Source organism: Limisphaera ngatamarikiensis (assembly GCF_011044775.1).
GTDB classification, from domain to species: domain Bacteria; phylum Verrucomicrobiota; class Verrucomicrobiia; order Limisphaerales; family Limisphaeraceae; genus Limisphaera; species Limisphaera ngatamarikiensis.
In genome coordinates, this window is sequence record NZ_JAAKYA010000012.1 from 141,367 (window position 1) to 158,174 (window position 16,808).

Below are 16,808 nucleotides of genomic sequence, written 5' to 3' on the forward strand. Positions count from 1 at the left end.
GCGGTTCCCTGGGTTGTTGCATGGCGCTTCCGCGCCGGGTTTACCTTGCGAATCCATGCTGTTTCAACCAGGCCGCACAGGCCACCGTCCACGGATGACGGCGGGCAGGATCCCACTCGCGGGTGCCCAGTCCCATCCCGTGCGGGCCCTTCTCGAACAGGTGAAGTTCAAACGGCACGCCCGCGCGCCGGAGGGCTTCCGCAAAGGCCACGCTGTTTTCCGGCGGGACACCCCGGTCCTCCAACGTGTGCCAGAGGAAACAGGGCGGCGTGTTCGACGTGACATTCCGGTCGTTCGAAAGCGCCCGGGCCAGTTCCTCGGGTGCGTTGGGTCCGAGAAGCTGGTCGCGAGACCCGCGGTGTGCATAGGGACCGCTGAGCTGGATGACCGGATAGCACAAAATCCCGAGATCCGGGCGCGAGCTTTGGCGTTCCACGGGATCGGCGGCGTCGGCACGCCCGTCATCGAAATGTGTGAGCAGGGTTGACGCCAGGTGGCCGCCGGCGGATGAGCCCATAATGCCCACCCGTCGAGGGTCCACACGATACTCCGGCGCATGCGCACGAACCCACCGCACGGCGCGGGCGGCATCCTGCAACATGACCGGGTGCCGATACCCACTTGATCCCAGGCGGTACTTGAGCACAAATCCGGCAATACCCAGCTCGTTCAACCACCTTGCATAGTGACTGCCTTCGTGATCCGCCAGCACGGCATACCCGCCGCCGGGACAGATGACCACCGCAGCGCCGGTCATGCGATCGGGCGGAGGTGGGAACGGGGTCAACGTGGGGACATCCTTCTCCTCCTGACCCAGGGCACCCGGCGGCGTGCCGGGCCAGAGCCGAATGGGTTCCAGAACCTGTGCAAGGCAACCCCAGGTGAAACCGGCCAAAAACAGGAGCAGCGTCGCTTTCATGGCAGGAGCAGCTTAAAGCCGCGCAAATCCCGGCTCAATGTTGGAAAAGAAAGCTGACCGTTACGCGGCGCATCTCAGCCGCTTCCGCGAGGGTGGGGCGTGGACCAGGACCATGAAACCTTTCCAAGTCCATGTTCTGGCTCTCCACCACAACCCACCTCTGACCGCTACACCCCTCGCATCCGCTGCCCGGCTCCCTTCCTGGTGATGGCACATGCCTGTCCATCAACCCGGGAAGCGCCCGCCGAGCGCTTCCTCAATGAGGTGAACCCAGACTTCCGCCGGTCGAAACCCGGACCGCAACGCTCCGGCACCTCCGGCCCAGGACCGTCTAGCGAACCGCCCGTCGGCCAAAGCCGAAGCACACCCGCGCGCTTCCGGGTCTCTAAAAGGCCGGCGCGGAGGCGGGGCAATGCGGGCCCCGCCCCCGCGCAGCTGTGGTTCGGGGGAGGGAGGATGCGCAGTTACGGTGCGATCCGGAACCGTGGCGTCGGGTTTTCCTTCGGCGGCGGCATCGGAATCGGATCATCCACGAAACTGCCCGCGACATCGTCCGAGGTCACCGTGGATGGAGTGCCTCGGGCCGGCGCCGGGGCTGGTGCAACCGTGCTGGAACCCTTTTTCCACTGCATGAGGGCCTCGATCAGCGCTGCGGTTCTTCGGGTAAACTCGCCCCCGTGTTCCATGCTTTGACGGGCTTCAGCCTGACGCCCGGCCAGGGCTAGCTCAAGCACCCGCCCCGCTTCTTTGTGAAACTCCTCGTGTAGGGCGCGGACATTCTGCCAATGCTCGGTCCGCTGGACCTCGTGAGGCAGGCTGTAAAGCCATTTACCGAAGTCGCACTGGTTATCTTTGGACACCTTGGCCGGGTCATGTTCCGAGCGACCGGTTTGGATGGCATCCAAAAGACGCTGTTTCCATGCGCTGTGGGCGGCCATGGCCTTGTTGATCTGTTGTTCCAGCGCGCCCTCCCGGCCGTTTCGCTGGACGATGGGTGCTCGGGCACCTCCAGTTACGTGTTGCCGTCTGGCCGGAACAACCGGGGGCTCGGTGACCACGGCGGGCTGACCGGTTTCCGTTCGCCCGGCATCCCCACCGACCAACGCCTGCAACTGCAGGACCACTTCGCGCAGTGCATCGGCCTGCGATTGCAGCTCTCGTGCGGCCGCGGCGCTTTGTTCTGCGGCGGCGGCGTTGGCCTGGGTGACTTTATCCATTTGGCTGACGGCGGAGTTGATCTGGCCGATGCCCTGGCTTTGTTCCTGGGAGGCGGCGGCGATTTCGGCCACCAGCTCGTCGACCTGCCGGGCCTTGCCCAGGATGTCCTGCAGGTGTTGGGCGACCCGCTGGCTGATGTCGGCGCCGGCCCGGCTTTTGGCCACGGAGTTTTCGATTTTTTCGGCGGTTTCGCGGGCGGCGGCGGCGGCGCGCTGGGCCAGGGCCCGGACCTCGTCAGCCACGACGGCGAAGCCCATGCCGGCTTCGCCGGCGCGGGCGGCTTCGACGGCGGCGTTGAGGGCCAGGAGGTTGGTTTGGAAGGCGATTTCGTCGATGGTTTTGATGATTTTGGAGATTTCGGTGCTGGCGGTTTGGATGTCGTCCATGGCGCGGGTGAGTTGGGTCATTTCGGTCTGGCCGGCTTCGACGGCGGTGCGGGTTTGGGAGGCGAGGGAGCGGGCCTGTTGGGCGTTGGCGGCGTTGCGCTGGGTCATGGCGGTCAGTTCCTCCAGGGAAGCGCTGGTTTCCTCCAGCGAAGCCGCCTGCTCACTGGCACCCTGCGCCAGGGATTGACTGGTGGAGGTGACCTGGCCGGCTGCGGCTGCGACCTGCTCGGAGCTTTCCTCGAGACCAGTCACGACGGGGCGGAGGAGTCGTGCGATGGAACGGTTTGTGTACCAGCCCACCAAAGCCGCAGCCACGGTAATTAGAGCGGACACGCTCACCGTAACCCCAAAACCCAGGCGGGCGACAGCAGTGGCCCCGGCTATTTGCTGACTCGCATCATTTTGGTTGTTTTGCAACAATTCGGCCAGGGCAGCCAGGTAGCGCTCCTGCGCGGGTTGGAGTTGTTCAAGGAATCTCTCCATGGCCTCTTGCGTTTTCCCCTGGCGGCTGAGTTCGAAGACCCGGCCTCGTTCTTCCCGGAATCGTTCCCTGGCGTCCAACACCTTTCGGTATAGCTCACGCTCTTCTTGCGTGTTGAGAAGCATTTCCAGGGCGTTCAAGCGCTCGTTTATGGTATTGGCCGATTGAGCCACCGCAGCTTCAAGGTTCTGCTTGGTGCTCAGGTCTCTGGCTTGGATATGGCCCAGAACTGCTTTCTGGACATCGGTGACGTTGAGTATGTAGACCTCCAGGGCTTTGGCGGTCGATGGGAGCTGGACTTTGGTGATGTCCGTCAGCGAGGAGCGGATTTGGAAGAATGCGCACCCCAGGATCCCTGCGAGGATCAGGAGCAACACCACCACAGTGGAGAACGAGGCGGTGAGGCGTTTGCCCAGGGTCCACCCGGCGTGCGCTTTGTGTGGGAGAACTGTTTTCATATTGGACCATCCTCCTCTTTGTCTCATTTGACTTTTGTCGAATCCGATCTTCACATCGGCGAGTGGGTTCGGCAGGTCTGGTGGTCAGGCGGTACTCTTTTGCCTCGTCAGGGCGTCATGGGGATCTGCCCCACGCTGCTTCCTTCCAGGACGATCTTCTTTGTATCCAGGAGTGTGACGACGCGTTTGTCGAATTTGGCCATGGCCAGGAGGCCATCGGTTAACAGGCCGGTGCCAAACTCGGGGGGCGGTTCCAAATCGCGTGCATGGATTTGGACGACCGCCTCCACCGCGTCCACGATCATACCCATCAGGACCTGTTGCCCGGCTGCCGGGGCCACCTGAACGACGATAATGCAGGTCAGATCGGTTACCTCGGTTTCCGGCATGCCGAATCGCAGTCGCAGGTCACTGATGGGAATGATTTTGCCGCGAAGGTTGATCACGCCCTTGATATGGTGCGGCATTTGGGGGACCGGGGTGATGTCGGTGTGGCGGATGATCTCCCGCACGTCCAGCACGGGGATGGCGTACCATTCGTTGGCCAGGCGGAAGGTCAGGTATTTGCCGGCCAGGTGTTCGAGCTTTTGTTCTCGGGCTTCCACGGTTGTGTTCATGGTTTGGGATGGATGGATGTTGGGTTAATTCCAGGACCGCGCGGTGCCGGGGGCTTGGGGACGGACCAGGGCGTCGACGTTGAGGATGAGGCCTACGCGGCCGTCACCAAGGACGGCTCCGCCGGCGAGCATGGGATTCTCGCGGAGCGCAGCCCCGAGGCTCTTGATGACGACCTCCTGTTTGCCCAGCAATTGGTCCACCAACAGGCAGCTGACGTGGGGACCGGACTCCACCACGACCACGATGCCCCGGGTGGGGTCCGTGCAGCCGTTGGGTTCGCCGAAGAGGGCATGGAGACGCACCAGCGGGGTGAGCTTGCCGCGGACATTGATCATCTCGCCGCGCTGTTGGACGGTGGCGATCATTTCGGGGCGCGGACGGAGGGACTCACGGACGGTCAGGGTGGGGATGATGTAGCGTTTGTCGCCCACGCTGACGATCAGGCCATCAATGATGGCCAGCGTGAGGGGCAGGTAGATGGTGAACGTGGTGCCCTGGCCGGGCCGGGTCTCGATTTCGATTTTGCCCCTGAGCTTTTCGATGTTTTTGCGCACGACGTCCATCCCCACGCCGCGCCCGGAGATTTCCGTGACCTGCTCGGCGGTCGAAAAACCGGGCGCGAAGATCAGTTCGTACGCTTCCTTGTCGGTCAGGGTTTGGTCCGGTCTTAGGAGTCCTTTGGCCCGTGCCTTTTCAAGAATCCTGTCCTTATTCAAGCCGCGGCCGTCGTCCTCGATTTGGATGACGATGTTGCCGCCCTGATGAAAGGCCCGCAGATGGATGGTCCCCTGGGCGGGTTTACCGGCTGCGGTGCGGACTTCGGGCGGCTCAATGCCGTGGTCCACGGCGTTGCGGATCATGTGGACCAGGGGGTCGTAGAGGGCCTCGACGATATTGCGGTCCAGCTCGGTATCCTCGCCGCTGAGGCAAAGTTGGACCTGTTTGCTTTGCCGGGTGGCCAGGTCGCGGACCAGGCGATGCATTTTTTGGAAGGTGGCGCGGATGGGGACCATGCGGAGGGACATGGCCGTGCGCTGGAGTTCGCTGGTGATGCGTCGGAGCTGGGCGAGGTTGCGGGCGAGGGTCCGGGATGCCGTGGCCTGGAGCTGGGGATCCTGGACGACCATGGACTCGGCTATGACCAGTTCACCGACGAGGTCAATCAGGGTGTCCAGTTTCAGGGTATCCACCTTGACGTACCCGGTAGCCGAGGCGGAGAGACCCTGGGCGGCAGGGCGGGGTCCGGATTGACCCGGGGCGGTGGGGGCGGTGGAGATCGCGGGCTCGGCCGGACCCGAAGCCATGCCGGGAGCCGGTGACGCCGGGGCTGAACCACTGCCGGTCACAGGTGTGGCGGTTTCCGGGGCGACCGCAGGCGCGGTCGCAGAAGGGGCGGGGTTGGCCGCGGGGTCCTCTAGATGCGCGGGAGCGGGTTGTTGCAACAGGGCGCGGACCTTGCGGATGATGCCGCGGATGGGGACGACGATGGGACTGGCATGAGCCAGGTCGTCCAATCGTGCCGTGATTTCCTGTACGAAGGCTTTGAGTGCGTCGCCGCCTTCGAGGATGAGTTCGATGGCGTGGCGGTCCAGCACGAGGTCGTCGCGGCGGGCGGCGTCCAGGAGCGATTCCAGTTCATGGGCCAGTTCCTTGACGGGCTGAAGATCGAGGAAGCCGGCACCGCCCTTGAAGGTATGGAATGCCCGGAAAATGGCGTTCAAGGTGTCACGATCCCTGGGGTTTTCTTCCAGGACGAGGACCCCTTGTTCGATGTTTTGCAGGTGCTCGGCTGATTCGGCCAGGAATTCACGGAGCAGGCCGGCGTCGGCCTCCGGACCCAATTGGAGGACCGGTTCTGACTCCTGCGGTGCTTTTGCTTCTGCTGCAGCAGCCGTGCGCGGGTTGGAGTTGGTGGTTTTGCTGAGGGGGCCGGGCCCGGGAGAGGGTTCAGGATTCGTGGGAGACGGGGCGGTTTCGGTCTCGGATGGGTTCAGGACCCCTTGGAGTTTTTCGGCCCATTGATGGAACCAGTTGGCGGTTTCCGGGTTGAACAGGCCGCCCTGCGCAAAAACCAGTTCGATCTGGCGCGTAGCATCCTCGACGGCGGCTCGAAAGGCATCCGGGGCGCCCCCGGCTTGGACCAGGTCACGTGCCTCCATGAGCAGGCTGTTGAGGGGCAGGAGTCCGTCGTCGGACCCCGGACGAACGAAGGCGGCTTCAAAGGCCAGCTTGTGACCGAGCTGTATCCATGGGGGGCCGGTCGGTTCGCGATGTTGGGACGAGGATGAAACGGGAGTTTCCATGGCACGGACTGGATTAACAAGCTTTGCAGGGCACGGGATGTTGAGGCCTGACCGTCGTCTCACCGGGTCGGAGCCTAGCCGCCAAGTCAGAGTGGCCGTGCAACAAGTGCCAACCGGGAAAGTTTTTCCGCGTTGGACTCGCCGTGACGGGCAAGTTTATCCTGGTTGGAGCCATGGTTGAGCGAATGAGTTCCTGGCGGTTGCCATGCACGTCAGTCTGCCCAGGGGTTCACGATCATGGTGACGAAGAGTTCGACGCCCTGCCCTCGGAACGCCATGCGTTCCATACCACCGACCGGGCCTGAATCGGGGGTTGGCTCAGCGACGCAGCTGACTTTTGGGGGCTCGATTTTGCAGTCGAGCCCTGCGTCACAGAGATTGGATTTAAAATTGCCGGTGACGATGTTCAGCAGCTCGCCGATGGTGTCGGAGAGGGTGTAAAGGTCCTGGAGGTCCTCGGGCTTGATCCCGAGAACGGCTGCGGCCACCCGGCGTGCGACGGGGAGGGCCATGCGAAGTTCTACGCGACCCTCGGCCTTTCCGGAGAAGCCGATGCTACCGCAGATGTGCTCTCCTTTCAGCGGCGGAACCGAGCGCGGATGGACGCTTTTGAGTTCGATGGCGGCCATGGTCTTGAAGGTCTTGAGGATGGCCGTGGTCAATGGCACGCCCATGGCCAGGAGCAGCGCGCAGCCCACCCCGGTTCGCATCAGTGCCGCTTCCACGCTTTCGATGGTGAATTCCTCGTCGCTGGTGGCCCGTGGATTGGCCACGCGCAGGAGGCGCACGGTAAGCTCGGGGTCGGCTGTGACGACCCGTGCGATGGCCTCCAGGTCGGCGTCCTGTTTGGCCAGAAGCTGTGTCAGGCGCGTGACGCTGTCGGGGATGGGTTCCAGGCCGTAACGAGCGGCCAGTTCCTTGTAGTCCAATGAGCTTGCCATGGGAGTGCCTCAGGATGCGGGTGCGGTTGCACCGGGTTTGGGTTGAAGGGAGATGATGCGCGAGACCTTGCCGATCAGCTGGTCTTCCTTGAAGGGTTTGACCAGGTAGTCCCGGGCGCCCAGACGGGCAATGTGCATGACGTTCTCCCGGCCGGATTCGGCGGTGAGCATGACGACCGGGATGTGTTTGAGCTCGGGGTTTTCCTTGAGCCTGGTGAGCATGGTCACGCCGTCCATGACGGGCATGGTCACGTCCAGGATGATCAGGTCCGGTTTCTCCCGGGCGGCCGTGGCCAAACCTTCCTCGCCGTTGCCGGCTTCGAGCACGACGGCGTCATAGGGGCGGAACGCCTTGGCCACGAGCATCCGGATGGTTTTGCTATCGTCGACGCTGAGGATTTTGATGGGCATAAGCGATTCGTGTGCTGATGGCTAGCCTTCCTTGAGATGAACCTCCACCTGCAGGGGCTGACCTGAGGCGGTCAGGTCGAGGAGGTTGCGTTGGACGTCAGGTAAAACCTCGATTTCGTAGGATGATCCGCGGATGATGGTGGGGGTGCTGACGGCGCAGACCAGGCCGCGGTCGCAAAGAGCGGATTTCAGTCCGCCGGCCAGCATGTTGGTCAGTTCACCGGTTACATCGTTGACTGCGGATTCCTCGAGCGGGTCTGCGGGTTCCATGCCCAGCATTTGGCGGGTGATTTGTTCGGCCAGCCCGATTGGCATGTGAAGGTAGACGGCGCCTGTGATGTTTTCGCCGCCCAACCCCACCACCCCGGTGATGCGCTCCTCGGTGGCCAAGCCGTTGGGTCCGGGCGCGGGCTGAACCTCCAGGGACGCCATCGTGTTGAAGACGTCCCTGGCGTGCTGTTGGAGGAAGGCCCTCAGGTCGAATTGTTCGAGGATCGAGCTCATATTCCGTTCACACGTTTTGCGCGGGTTCGCATGCTGGTTTTGCTGCGGGGGTCGTGGCGCCTCCGCCACCCGGCACCCTGGGTTGGGCGACGGCTTTGAGGATTGCCTCAGGGATTTGTGACAGAGGCAGCACATGATCCACCGCACCGAGCTTTATCGCAGCACGCGGCATGCCAAATACCACGCAGGTTTCTTCATTTTGGGCGATGGTGATGCCACCGGCCCGTTTGATGGCGAGCATGCCCTCGGCGCCGTCGGAGCCCATGCCGGTCAAGAGGACTGCGGTGATGTGGCGGCCGACGGCGGTGGCTGCGGACCGGAAGAGGTGGTCCACGGCCGGCCGTGTATGATGCAGGGGCGGGGCCTGATCGAGCCGGATTCTGAGCTGACCGGCGGTTTGGGTGAGGTACATGTGGTAATCGCCGGGTGCAACCAGGGCGGAACCGGGTCGGGGCACGTCATTCTGGGCTGCTTCCCGGACGGGGAAGGCGCAGCATTGGGAGAGTCGGTCGGCGAAGGCTTTGGAGAACACCGGGGGGATGTGTTGGACGATGAGGATGGGCGGAAGACCGGCGGGCAGGCGGGTTAGGATTTCGCGGATGGCCTCTGTGCCGCCCGTGGAGGCGCCGATCAGGATGACATGCCAGGGGTGGACTGGCGTGGAGCTGATTGCGGTGAGTCGGGAGATCCCCCTGGCCGGGCCTGATGAGGAAGGCGGGGGAGCAGGACGGATGCGCGCCTGGGCGGCGGCTTTGACCCTCTGGATGAGCTGCGGACCCAGGTTGCCGATGGACCAGGCCGAGCCCGGTTTGCCGAGAACGTCCACTGCACCGGCTTCCAAGGCGGCGAGGGCTGCTTCGGATCCGGTTTGGGTGAGGGAGCTGACCACGACGACCGGCAGGGGATAGTGCTGCTGAAGGATGCGCAGGAAGGTAAGGCCGTCCATGCGCGGCATTTCGATGTCCAGGGTGAGGACGTCGGGTTTGAGCTGGAGGATTTTCTCCCGGGCCACATAGGGGTCGGAGGCGGTTCCCACCACTTCGATTTCCGGGTCCTGTGCGAGTGCATCGGCCAGGGCCTTTCGGACCACGGCGGAATCGTCCACGACAAGGACGCGAATGGGTTTTGTGGTTGGGTGGGTCATGGCTTCAGGGATGCTTCGACTGTGATGAGATGCTCGGCCAGCTCTGCCATCAGGGTTGCGATCCGGCTTTCTCCCAACCCCCATTGGGTGGCGGAATCCGGGTCGACGCGGTTGGCCAGGGCGTGCCAACCGGCGTTGGCCCCGGCTGCGTGGGCCAGGCAGTCGGCCAGATGCACGACGGCACAGAGGGGCGGTTGACAGGCATGACAGGGCTGGTGGTGGCGTGCCACGGCATGCACCAGGGGATCGGGTAATTGCCATTGCTCCAGCAGGGCGGCGCCGACCTCGGCGTGGTCGGTGCCCAGGGTCTGGCGTTCGGCCTCGCTCCATGGGGTTCCCTGAACCTCAATGGCATGGCGGATGGAGCTGCAGGTCGCTTCGTCCATGACCTGGGCCAGCAGGATCTTGCCGATGTCGTGCAGCAGCCCTGCGGTGAAGGAGAGGTCTGCGGAAAGCGTGCCGCAGGGGCTTTGCTCTGCCAACAACTCCGCGGCTCGGGCTGAGGCGACGGAATGACGCCACAGGGTTCGGGGTTCGATGGCGTAGGCGGGCACGGCAACTCCGAGCGCGTCGCCCACGGCGATTTGCAGGGCCAATTCGTGCAAGCGCCGGTAACCGAGGAGGAACAGTGCCTGGTCCACCGAGGCAACTTTTTCCGACAGACCGACCTCGGCGGAGTTGCAAAGGCGCAGGAGCCGGGCGGTGAGGGCCGGGTCATGTTTCAGGCAGTGGACGATGCCGGAACCGTCGGCGTCTTCCTGGTTCAAAAGCCGGAGCAACTGAAGGGCGGCCGGGGAGATGGCCGGGAGCTGCCGAACTTTCTGGAGAACTTCGTGAGCGGTCATAGGCGTCGAGGCGGTTGCCCCGGGCTTTGGATGGTGACCTCGCCCGTGGCGATGTTGAGTCGCAAGGTGCGGGAGATGACCCCGCCCACCTCCCAGGCGGAGACGCGGAGAGATTGGGCGGCCAGGACCCGTTGAAGGGCCTGGACGTTGCGTTCGCCGATTCTGAACACGCCTTTCTCGTCCAGCATTTGGGCACCTCCGGCCACTTTGATGACGGCCCTGCCGGCGACGCCGCCGACCCGTGCGAACATCTGGAGCAGGCGCACCACGCCGGTGTCCACAAACAGGCACGGGTTTTGGTGGGCGCGTGCAGGGTCGATGGACGAATCGGGGAGCATTACGTGGAGCAGTCCGCCGACATGCGCCACCGGGTCGTAAAAGGTAACGCCCAGGCATGAGCCCAGCGAATGCGTGACCAGATCGGCGCCAGTGTCGTTTGACGCTGCGGCGTCGGCGACCTTGACGACCACCGTCTTGCGCGGCGGTGCGATGACCCACTGGGTTGGTACAGGCATTAGCTCGAAATGGTTGTGCCGGTGTTGACTTCATGCGGACCGGTGTTGGCCGGGGCACTTGGGCGAAGCACTCCGTGGGGTGTGCGGTCAGGCAGGTTCATAACGGTAGACGCTGGGTTTGAGGGGACGAAGACGCGGGTGCATGCCCAGAACACTTTCCGAATGTCCCACGAACAGATAGCCGCCGGGTCGCAGTTGGCCCACCAGGTTGTTCACCACGGTTTGCTGGACCTGGCGCTCGAAGTAGATCATGACGTTGCGGCAGAAAATCACGTCCATGAGTCCTTGAAACGGATAGGGTGTCTCCAGCAGGTTCCATCGCTGGAATCGCACGCGGCTCTGGATTTCGGGTTTGACGCGCCAATAGCCCTTCCAGGAGCCGATGCCGCGCTGGAAGTACCGGGCCCGCCAGGAGGGATCGGGCAGGCGAAGGTCCTCCTCGGAGTAGATGGCCCTGCGGGCGGTTTCCAGGACGCGGCTGCTGATGTCGGTGGCCTCAACGCGCCAGCGGAAGCCCGGGTGACGTCGCTCATGTTCCGCCAGGATCAGTGCGATGGAATAGGGTTCCTCGCCGGAGGAACAGGCCGCGCTCCAGGCAACGAACTCCCGCACCGGCCGGTGGGGGCCCGCCCATTCTTTGGCCAGGATTTCCCGGGCGAGGAAATCGAAATGGGCCGATTCGCGGAAGAAGTGCGTCACGTTGGTGGTCAGCAGGTCCAGCATGATGCCCCGTTCCTCCTCGGCCCCGGGGCGCCGCAGCAGGGCGCAGTATTCCGAGAGACTGCCCAGGTTCAGCTGCCGGACCCGCTTCAAAAGGCGGTGGACCACCAGCGACCGTTTTTCGGGGCCCAGCGTGATCCCGGCTGCGTCAAACACCCAGCGCCGGATGAACTCGAAGTCCTCCGCGCTCAACGAGTCGGTCGAAATGGCCGACACACCTGCCGAACGAACGCTCTTCATGAACCTCGTTCCCTAATGTCCGGTGCTTGTATCGGCTGTCCCGGGGATTTCTTGAGCGCAATCGTTGAGATGCATGGTTGGATGCCGGAGGCTGCCGCTGTGGAAGCGGTCGGGCGGGTTTGGCGGGAAGGCGCCGCGTCGCACGCCGGGTTGCAGCGGTGGACCGGAGGTGCAGACTTCCGGGGCCGGGCTATCAAAGCCATTGCCCTGGCCGGGCAGATCGCGTATGGTGAAAGCGGTTGCGCGAGTAGCTCAATTGGATAGAGCGTCGGCCTCCGGAGCCGAAGGTTGTGGGTTCGACCCCCGCCTCGCGCACCATTTTTGTTTCAGCAGGGCATTGTGACCGCGCCCGAGGTGGGGTGCGCGGGGTGTGCGGGCCGGCTTTCCGCCTCACGCCGAATCTGGGCCGGCGTTTTTCCGAGCCGCCTTTTCAAAACGGCGCCCAGGTATTCCTGGTGGCGGAACCCGGCTTCCTCGGCCACCTGGGCGATGGGCATGTCCGTTTCCCGCAACAACTGACAGGCGCGCTGGATCCGCACTTCCAAAATGGTCTGGTGCACGGTCCGGCCCAGAAGGGCCCGAAAACGTCGTTGCAACACGCTCCGGGACAGTCCGGCGGCGCGGGCCACGTCGGCCACGCCCAGACCCCGGCACGCCTGTTCCCGGATGATTTGCAGGGCTCGGGCCAATTGCCGGTCGGCCACCGCCAGCACATCGGTGGAACGGCGGGTGACCACGGTCAGGGGCGGGATCAACACCGGCTGGCGGGGCGGGGGTTCACCGCGCATCAGGCGGTCCAGCAAAGCTGCGGCCTCGTAACCCACCCGTTGGTGGGCGGGCCAGATGCTGGACAGCGGAGGATGCGCAATTTCACACAACGCATCGTCGTTGTCCACGCCCACAACCGCGATTTCTTCCGGAACAGCGACGCCGGCTTGCCGGCAGGCCTCGAGGAAGCCGAGTCCCAACTGGTCGCTGCTGACCATGACGCCGGCCGGCTTGGGCAGATTGCGCAGCCACTGGAGCAGCTCCTGCTCAAGCTCGGCCCAGCGGGCGCCGTTACCTTCCAGCCTCGGCCGTTCGTAGACCGACACCGTCCCACCCCATTCGGCCACATATTGACAAAACGCATCCCGTCGGCGCAGGGACCAGTTCTCGCTGTTCAGTCCGTAAAAGCCGAAGTGCTGGAATCCCCGCTGTCGGAGATGGTCGGCCGCCATTCGGGCAATGGCGCGATCATCTACATGGACCAGGGGGATGCCGGCTTCCGGGACAAGGCCCAGGACATCGACAGCCGGCACACCCATGGCCCGAACCGCTTCGGCCAAGGCCGGTGACTGGATGCGGGCAATGACACCGTCGCCCCTCCATTCGCTCAACCAGTGGGGGGGGCGAACTTCCAGCCCGCGGGGTTCATGAAACAGCACCCACTGGCCACGCTCGCGAACATAACGGGCAATACCGCGCAGAATGTCGCGACCGGAGGCGAGCGAGGTTTCCACCAGCAACAGGACCCGACGCGGGGCATTGCCTACGGGTCCTGGGGCGGCCGATTGCACATGCCTTGGGATGGTCCGGTTCATGGGGCTCGGGGGCTCGGCTTTTCTCTTCATGAGAATCTCATGAGCGTTGGCACGGGCATGGACGACCACGGATAAGGCCAACCCCGCGGTGCGCGTCCCTGACCCGGCTCCAAGTTGCTGTGTCCCAGGGGCTCACGTCCAGCTTTTTGCATCGCGCGGGAGCCGGACCCGGGTGCTGCCTGTGTTCCAGTGTGCGGCGTCCTGGATGGGGAGTTCGTCAATGGCCGGCTATGCCGGGGTATGGGCCCGGCCGGATCGTGTGTGCTGCAGGTCGCGTTGGATTGGCATTGTGATCTCGCCCTTGCGGTGTCAAGGTGACGGGCATGGCATTGCCGGAGCATAAGACGAAGATCGTGGCCACTCTCGGCCCCTCCTCGAGCCGGCGGGAGGTTTTGGAGGCGATGATTCGGGCAGGGATGAACGTGGCCCGGATGAATTTCTCCCACGGGGACGCGGATGAGAAGGCCGCCCTGGTGGAGCAGTTGCGGTCGGCGGCTGCGGCTGTGGGCCGGCCGGTGGCAATTTTGGGCGATCTGCCGGGGCCGAAGCTGCGGATCGGCACGTTTCAGCGTGAGCCGGTGGAGCTGGTTGCGGGACAGACCTTCGTGCTGAGCGCCGGCCCCCGCGTGGGGGATCAACACGGGGTGAGCGTGGACTGGCCTGATTTGCCCCGCCTGGTGCGGCCCGGACAATGGATCTATGTGAACGACGGGCTGGTGCAGCTCGAGGTGGAGGAAGTTCGGGGTGTGGAAATCGTGGGCCGGGTCCGGGTCGGGGGAGAGCTGCGATCGCGCAAGGGGTTGAACGTACCGGGCGTGGACCTGGGGCGTGCGGCGTTTACGGAGCAGGACCGGGCCTGTCTGGCCGTGGCCGCACGCCTGGGTATGGAGATGGTGAGCCAGTCGTTCGTACAGCGGGCCGAGGACCTGCGAGCGGTGCGGGCTGCGGCCGGGGCCATGGGGTACCGCCCGATGCTCATTGCCAAAATCGAGCGGGCGCTGGCGCTGGAGCACCTGGATGAGATTTTGGACGAGGCAGACGGTGTGATGGTGGCCCGGGGCGATTTGGGCGTGGAAGTGCCGATCGAGCAAATCGCCCTTGTGCAGAAGCGGATCATCCGCGAGGCCAACCGCCGGGGTAAACCGGTGATCACGGCGACGCAGATGCTCGAATCCATGGTGCACAGCCGGTTGCCCACGCGTGCGGAGGCCACCGACGTGGCCAATGCCATTTGGGATGGCACGGATGCGGTGATGCTCTCGGCGGAGTCGGCGGTCGGGCGTTATCCGGTGGAGGCGGTGGCCATGCTGGCACGCATTGCCACTGCGGTGGAACCTGCAGCTCCTCGCGGCGCCGGGGCAGTCGAGACGTGCTGGAGTCGTGGCTCGGCGGCACCCGATTACCGCGAGGTTGTGGCACGGGCTGTGGCGGAAACCTTCGATTGCACCGGCGCGGTGGCGGTGTTGGTGCCCACCTTGAGTGGCTCCACGGCCCGCAGCGTGGCACGATATCGCTTACCCGGGTGGGTTGTGGCGGTGAGCCCCCACCGGGAGACGTGCCAGCGATTGTTGCTGAGCCGCGGCGTCTGGCCGGAATGGGAGCCCGAGCGGCCGGACGACTGGCGCGAGTACGCGCGGGCCTGGCTTCGGCGTCACGGCCTCCCGGGCAGGGCGATGTTGCTGACCGAGGGACCTTCCCCGGTCAATCCCCGGGCCAATCATCGAATGGAGATCCTCGAACTTGGAGAGGCCGATCCCGGCCCCGGCCAATGAGGCCGGCCGTCGCGAGTGAGGGCAGTAGCGGCGGTGTGCCGACTCAGCCGGCCAATTCCTGCCAGAGCCAGGCACTCATTCGCTGACCACGGGCAAACACGCGGAGATCAAACTTTTCATTGGGCGAATGCGCGTTGTCGTCGGGCAATGCCAGTCCCACCAGGATGGTCTCCGCACGGAGGATTTCGTGGAATTGATTGACGATGGGGATGGAGCCACCCTCCCGCATCAGCACCGGTGTCCGGCCAAACGCCCGTTCCAGGGCACGAAGGGCGGCGCGGGCCCAGGGATGCTCGGGGTCCAGGCGATACGGCCGACAACCGTGCCCCGGAACAAACTCCATCCGGACGCTGCGCGGGCAATGTTTCCGGAGGAAAGCGCGAACGCGCCGGAGGATGACCGCGGGGTTCTGGTTCGGGACCAGGCGCATGGTCACTTTGGCGCGGGCCCAGGCGGGAATGATGGTTTTGCTGCCCTCGCCCTGGTAACCGCTGGTGAGGCCGTTGATTTCGAAGGTGGGTCGGGCCATGCGCTGTTCATTGGGCGTATAGCCCGATTCCCCAAACAGGGCGGGCACGCCGAGGAACTTCCGGTAGGCCCGTTCGCTGAACGGTAACCGGCGCAGCTGCCGTCGTTCCTCGGCGGTGAGGGGTTCAACTTCGTCGTAGAATCCGGGGATGACGACCCGGCCGCGGGCATCGTGGACGCGGCCCAGGAGTTGACAAAGTACCACGGCCGGGTTGTGCACCGAACCTCCGAAGATGCCCGAGTGCAGGTCCCGGTTCGGTCCGTGCAGGGTCAACTCGAACGCTGCGATGCCGCGCAATGCGTAGGTCAGCGCCGGCAGGTCCGGCGCCGGCAGACCCGTGTCCGATACCACCACCGCGTCGCAGGCCAGTTCCTTGCGATGGCGTTGCAGGAAACCCTGGAGGGAACGGCTGCCGACCTCTTCCTCGCCCTCAATCACAAAGGTCAGATCACACGGCAGCTCGGTGCCGGTCCGCAGGTAGGCTTCCACGGCCTTGAGGTGGGCCCAGTGCTGGCCCTTGTTGTCGCTGGCCCCGCGACCGTAAAGGGCGCCATTGCGAACCTCGGGTTCAAAGGGCGGCGTTCGCCACAGCTCCAAGGGTTCGGGGGGCTGAACGTCGTAGTGCCCGTAAACCAGGAAATGCCGCCGACCGCGCCGCCGGCGCGTCCGCGCCACCACAATGGGGTGCTCGGGTGTGGCGTGGACGCGCACCTCAAGTCCCAGGGCCCGGCAATGTGCGGCAAGCCACTCCGCACACCTCTTCATGTCCTTCTTGTGGCGGCTTTGAGCGGAAACACTCGGATGACGTACATATTCGCAGAGTTCCTCCACGAACCGTTGTTGATGACCCTCGAGGTAATCCAAAACAGCCCGCATGCATGGCAGTATCGGGGCGGAAAGGCCGCCGCCAAGCACGAAGTGGACGGACGTGTTGGTCGAACGCCTGGCTGTTGTTGAACCCGGTCTTGTTGCCGGGCGGTGATCAAGAAGGATGGTCGGGACCGCGCTCGCCGGTGCCTGTCCCGGGGCCCTGCGCGGACGTGCAGCAACATGGGCGTGGCGGGCATTGAGAATGGGAGGGTGCCTCACCGCCCATGGGGCTTGGCGTCAGGGCAACGAATCCGTCCGGGATTGCATCCTGGCGGTATCCGGGCGGGTGTTGGATGGCCTGACTGCGGAAGGGCGGTGGGCCACTGCACCTTTATGACACGGGTTGGGCTT

Annotated in this window: 14 protein-coding genes and 1 tRNA gene; 2 read left to right on the top strand and 13 right to left on the bottom strand. The window is 64.4% G+C overall.

Annotation, left to right across the window (positions count from 1 at the left end; translation table 11 throughout):
* Positions 1–40 precede the first annotated feature (40 nt).
* The 11 genes from G4L39_RS02315 to G4L39_RS02365 form a co-directional block, all read right to left on the bottom strand.
* The gene (locus tag G4L39_RS02315) at positions 41–919 is read right to left on the bottom strand and encodes an alpha/beta hydrolase (RefSeq protein ID WP_165105587.1); all 879 of its coding nucleotides are present in this window, start codon (positions 917–919) and stop codon (positions 41–43) included.
* A gap of 464 nt (positions 920–1,383) precedes the next feature.
* On the bottom strand, positions 1,384–3,462 hold the full coding sequence (locus G4L39_RS02320; RefSeq protein WP_165105588.1) for a methyl-accepting chemotaxis protein: 2,079 nt from the start codon (positions 3,460–3,462) through the stop codon (positions 1,384–1,386).
* Positions 3,463–3,569: 107 nt separating this feature from the next.
* Positions 3,570–4,079, bottom strand: a complete 510-nt coding sequence (locus G4L39_RS02325) for a chemotaxis protein CheW (protein ID WP_165105589.1) — start codon at positions 4,077–4,079, stop codon at positions 3,570–3,572.
* 24 nt (positions 4,080–4,103) lie between these two features.
* On the bottom strand, positions 4,104–6,383 hold the full coding sequence (locus tag G4L39_RS02330) for a chemotaxis protein CheA (RefSeq protein ID WP_205880718.1): 2,280 nt from the start codon (positions 6,381–6,383) through the stop codon (positions 4,104–4,106).
* Between the two features lie 212 nt (positions 6,384–6,595).
* Positions 6,596–7,324 (bottom strand): chemotaxis protein CheX, encoded by a 729-nt coding sequence (locus tag G4L39_RS02335; RefSeq protein ID WP_165105590.1) that lies wholly within the window; start codon positions 7,322–7,324, stop codon positions 6,596–6,598.
* Between the two features lie 9 nt (positions 7,325–7,333).
* Entirely contained in the window at positions 7,334–7,735 is a 402-nt protein-coding gene (locus G4L39_RS02340) for a response regulator (protein WP_165105591.1), read from the bottom strand.
* Between the two features lie 21 nt (positions 7,736–7,756).
* On the bottom strand, positions 7,757–8,239 hold the full coding sequence (locus G4L39_RS02345) for a chemotaxis protein CheX (protein WP_165105592.1): 483 nt from the start codon (positions 8,237–8,239) through the stop codon (positions 7,757–7,759).
* 7 nt (positions 8,240–8,246) lie between these two features.
* Positions 8,247–9,383: a protein-glutamate methylesterase/protein-glutamine glutaminase gene (locus G4L39_RS02350; protein ID WP_165105594.1), complete on the bottom strand. Its 1,137-nt coding sequence runs from the start codon at positions 9,381–9,383 to the stop codon at positions 8,247–8,249.
* A complete protein-coding gene (locus G4L39_RS02355) occupies positions 9,380–10,228 on the bottom strand; it encodes an HDOD domain-containing protein (protein ID WP_165105595.1) in 849 nt (282 codons plus the stop codon). Before G4L39_RS02355 ends, G4L39_RS02350 begins: the two co-directional genes overlap by 4 nt.
* Positions 10,225–10,743, bottom strand: coding sequence for a chemotaxis protein CheD (locus G4L39_RS02360; RefSeq protein ID WP_165105597.1), 519 nt, complete (start codon positions 10,741–10,743; stop codon positions 10,225–10,227). Before G4L39_RS02360 ends, G4L39_RS02355 begins: the two co-directional genes overlap by 4 nt.
* 87 nt (positions 10,744–10,830) lie before the next feature.
* Entirely contained in the window at positions 10,831–11,703 is an 873-nt protein-coding gene (locus G4L39_RS02365; RefSeq protein WP_205880719.1) for a CheR family methyltransferase, read from the bottom strand.
* Between the two features lie 241 nt (positions 11,704–11,944).
* On the opposite strand from G4L39_RS02365, the gene G4L39_RS02370 reads away from it, so the two are divergent.
* Positions 11,945–12,021, top strand: a tRNA-Arg gene (locus tag G4L39_RS02370).
* Between the two features lie 8 nt (positions 12,022–12,029).
* Here G4L39_RS02370 and G4L39_RS02375 read toward each other — a convergent pair.
* A complete protein-coding gene (locus G4L39_RS02375; protein ID WP_205880720.1) occupies positions 12,030–13,316 on the bottom strand; it encodes a XylR family transcriptional regulator in 1,287 nt (428 codons plus the stop codon).
* A gap of 293 nt (positions 13,317–13,609) precedes the next feature.
* Here G4L39_RS02375 and pyk point away from each other — a divergent pair, with 293 nt between their 5' ends.
* The gene (gene pyk, locus G4L39_RS02380; protein WP_165105600.1) at positions 13,610–15,058 is read left to right on the top strand and encodes a pyruvate kinase; all 1,449 of its coding nucleotides are present in this window, start codon (positions 13,610–13,612) and stop codon (positions 15,056–15,058) included.
* 43 nt (positions 15,059–15,101) lie between these two features.
* Here pyk and G4L39_RS02385 read toward each other — a convergent pair whose 3' ends face one another.
* Entirely contained in the window at positions 15,102–16,463 is a 1,362-nt protein-coding gene (locus G4L39_RS02385; protein WP_165105602.1) for a dipeptidase, read from the bottom strand.
* Positions 16,464–16,808: the final 345 nt, after the last annotated feature.

Bases quoted from the DNA above. Each gene is read 5' to 3' on its own strand.
- G4L39_RS02355 (WP_165105595.1), bottom strand. From the start codon at position 10,228: ATGACCGCTCACGAAGTTCTCCAGAAAGTTCGGCAGCTCCCGGCCATC.
- G4L39_RS02375 (WP_205880720.1), bottom strand. From the start codon at position 13,316: ATGAAGAGAAAAGCCGAGCCCCCGAGCCCCATGAACCGGACCATCCCA.
- G4L39_RS02340 (WP_165105591.1), bottom strand. From the start codon at position 7,735: ATGCCCATCAAAATCCTCAGCGTCGACGATAGCAAAACCATCCGGATG.
- G4L39_RS02330 (WP_205880718.1), bottom strand. From the start codon at position 6,383: ATGGAAACTCCCGTTTCATCCTCGTCCCAACATCGCGAACCGACCGGC.
- G4L39_RS02365 (WP_205880719.1), bottom strand. From the start codon at position 11,703: ATGAAGAGCGTTCGTTCGGCAGGTGTGTCGGCCATTTCGACCGACTCG.
- G4L39_RS02335 (WP_165105590.1), bottom strand. From the start codon at position 7,324: ATGGCAAGCTCATTGGACTACAAGGAACTGGCCGCTCGTTACGGCCTG.
- G4L39_RS02320 (WP_165105588.1), bottom strand. From the start codon at position 3,462: ATGAAAACAGTTCTCCCACACAAAGCGCACGCCGGGTGGACCCTGGGC.
- G4L39_RS02350 (WP_165105594.1), bottom strand. From the start codon at position 9,383: ATGACCCACCCAACCACAAAACCCATTCGCGTCCTTGTCGTGGACGAT.
- G4L39_RS02325 (WP_165105589.1), bottom strand. From the start codon at position 4,079: ATGAACACAACCGTGGAAGCCCGAGAACAAAAGCTCGAACACCTGGCC.
- G4L39_RS02315 (WP_165105587.1), bottom strand. From the start codon at position 919: ATGAAAGCGACGCTGCTCCTGTTTTTGGCCGGTTTCACCTGGGGTTGC.
- G4L39_RS02360 (WP_165105597.1), bottom strand. From the start codon at position 10,743: ATGCCTGTACCAACCCAGTGGGTCATCGCACCGCCGCGCAAGACGGTG.
- G4L39_RS02345 (WP_165105592.1), bottom strand. From the start codon at position 8,239: ATGAGCTCGATCCTCGAACAATTCGACCTGAGGGCCTTCCTCCAACAG.
- pyk (WP_165105600.1), top strand. From the start codon at position 13,610: ATGGCATTGCCGGAGCATAAGACGAAGATCGTGGCCACTCTCGGCCCC.
- G4L39_RS02385 (WP_165105602.1), bottom strand. From the start codon at position 16,463: ATGCGGGCTGTTTTGGATTACCTCGAGGGTCATCAACAACGGTTCGTG.